This is a genomic window from Tissierellales bacterium (assembly GCA_035301805.1).
Taxonomy (GTDB): domain Bacteria; phylum Bacillota; class Clostridia; order Tissierellales; family DATGTQ01; genus DATGTQ01.
Window position 1 is genome coordinate 1 of the sequence record DATGTQ010000233.1, and the last position, 2,392, is coordinate 2,392.

Here is a 2,392-nt window from a genome sequence, read left to right on the forward strand (position 1 = left end):
CATCAATTGATGAAGCTTTAAACAATTGCTAGGGAGGTTTGAAAACTGTGACAAACAATTATATGAAATTAGAGTTTATGAATAGGTCTGCAAATGAGGCTTTTGCTAGGGTAGTTGTATCAGCGTTTGCAGCACAATTAGATCCAACTATTGAAGAAATATCTGATATTAAAACTGCAGTTTCAGAAGCTGTTACAAATTCAGTAATTCATGGATATGAAAATGGAGAAGGAATTATAATAGTAGAAAGCTGGATAAAGGGTAATAAAGTTGAAATAGTTGTAAGTGATAATGGAAATGGTATAGAAGATATTGAAAAGGCATTGGAACCTTTTTATACTTCTAAACCTGAATTAGAAAGATCAGGTATGGGTTTTACTGTAATGGAAACATTTATGGACAGTTTAGAGGTTTATAGTGAGTCTGGTAAGGGGACTAAGGTGAAGATGACTAAAACATTTAAAGAATTGCCTGATAGGGAGTAGGTAATATGAAAAATGGGATTGTTAAAAATAAATTATTGTCTCATGAGGAAACTATTGAATTAATTAAAAGAGCTCAAGGTGGAGATATAGATGCTAAAGATATATTAGTAAGTAGGAATATAGGATTAGTAAGAAGTGTCCTGAGGGGTTTTACAAATAGGGGTTATGATGTAGAAGATTTATTTCAAATTGGTTGTATTGGACTATTAAAAGCAATAGATAAATTTGATTTAAGTTTTAATGTAAGATTTTCTACTTATGCAGTTCCTATGATTTCGGGGGAGATTAAAAGATTTTTAAGGGATGATGGTATTATAAAGGTTAGCAGATCATTGAAGCAGACAGCAAATAAAGCTAGAGCGGCTAGGGAAAAGTTAACTAAAAAACTAGGAAGAGAACCTTCTTTAGAGGAAATATCTAGTGAAATAGAAATAGATAAAGAAGATATAGTTATGGCATTAGAATCTACCTATCAACCAGGATATTTACATGATATTATATATGAAAATGATGGTTCACCATTATACTTAATAGATAAAATAGGTTCAGATGAAGAAGACGAGGGAGATATTGTAGATAAACTTATGCTTAAAGAAGTCTTAGGAAAATTGAAACCTAGAGATAGACAAATAATAATACTGAGATATTTTAAAGATAAAACTCAAGTTGAAGTTGCTGAAGTTCTTGGAATTTCCCAAGTACAGGTATCAAGAGTTGAAAAGAGAATACTCCATGATATAAGAAATATGTTAGAAAAGGCGTGAAGATCACGTCTTTTTTTGTATTAAAAATTAATCTTATGAGAATAATAAGGTTAGAAATGGAGTGAGAAAATTGAGGAGAACTAAAAAAGAAATTATTATAATATTTGTATTAATAGCTGCTATTTTTTCTCTAGGAGCTTATTTATATAAAGGCTATAGATCAAATAAAGAAGCACCTACGAGAGCAAAATTTGTTAAAAATATTTATTATTCTATTGGATGGGGTGAGTTTAATTAGTCAAGAACAAGGATTTATAAAATTAGAATCTTACTATGCTGCTCCTACTAATAGTAGTGTGTATTTAAAAGATGTAGCAGATGTATTTTCCAATAACAAAACTATTCAGAAATTTTTAGAAAATGTAAAGGTTTTTGATGCAAAAGATGAGGATTGGGACTATGTAACAGCAGTTGATATAGTAAAAAAAATACAAAGCCAAAAAGATAATATTGATGTAACTATGTTGGGAGAACCAGAAGTATTAATTGAAATAAAGGAAGAAAAAGAAAGGAATATGTTTATAGAAGTCCTAAAAGTGTTATTTGTAGTTGGAGTTTTATTTTTGGGGGCAGCTATAACAATTATATATTTCCATGAAGATGTAAATATGGCTAAGACAATGGAAAAATTATACCATTTAATAACAGGGAAACATGAAGAGAATCCCTTGTTATTAGCTATTCCTTATTCCATAGGATTAGGATTTGGTATAATTACATTCTTTAGTCGTATACCTACATCGAATAAAAGAAGAAGAAAGGAACCAGGTCCTTTGGAGGTTGAAATGTTCCTTTATGATAAGGAAATGACTGATTATTTAATACATGATGAAAAATCAAGAAAAGACTAAATATGTTCCATGTAATGAGGTGTAAATTTGAAAACTTTTCTAGTAATATTAACTGGATATTCTGCTGGTGTAGTAGTAGGAGGAGCTGTAGGTGCATTTATTGCGTTACTTGGGATATTTTCTAGACTAGTAGAAATTACTGATACAAGAAAATATTTTAAATTATACGAATGGACATTTATAATAAGTTCTATTATTTTTTCCTTTTTATATTTTGTAGATTTTTCTTTATATTTAAATAAGTATACAAGTATATTCTTTGGAGTATTCAATGGGATTTTTGTTGGCTTAT

The 2,392-nt window shown here is 29.4% G+C and carries 5 protein-coding genes; all 5 read left to right on the forward strand.

Annotated features, from left to right (window positions below; genetic code table 11):
• Positions 1–47 precede the first annotated feature (47 nt).
• Positions 48–485 (forward strand): anti-sigma F factor, encoded by a 438-nt coding sequence (gene spoIIAB, locus VK071_11685; protein HLR35972.1) that lies wholly within the window; start codon positions 48–50, stop codon positions 483–485.
• Between the two features lie 5 nt (positions 486–490).
• Positions 491–1,249, forward strand: a complete 759-nt coding sequence (gene sigF, locus VK071_11690) for an RNA polymerase sporulation sigma factor SigF (protein ID HLR35973.1) — start codon at positions 491–493, stop codon at positions 1,247–1,249.
• Between the two features lie 70 nt (positions 1,250–1,319).
• The gene (locus VK071_11695; GenBank protein ID HLR35974.1) at positions 1,320–1,487 is read left to right on the forward strand and encodes a hypothetical protein; all 168 of its coding nucleotides are present in this window, start codon (positions 1,320–1,322) and stop codon (positions 1,485–1,487) included.
• Positions 1,441–2,100 (forward strand): stage V sporulation protein AA, encoded by a 660-nt coding sequence (locus VK071_11700; protein ID HLR35975.1) that lies wholly within the window; start codon positions 1,441–1,443, stop codon positions 2,098–2,100. The genes VK071_11695 and VK071_11700 overlap by 47 nt, the downstream gene beginning before the upstream one ends.
• Positions 2,101–2,127: 27 nt before the next feature.
• On the forward strand, positions 2,128–2,392 hold a 265-nt coding region (locus VK071_11705), incomplete at its 3' end, for a stage V sporulation protein AB (GenBank protein ID HLR35976.1).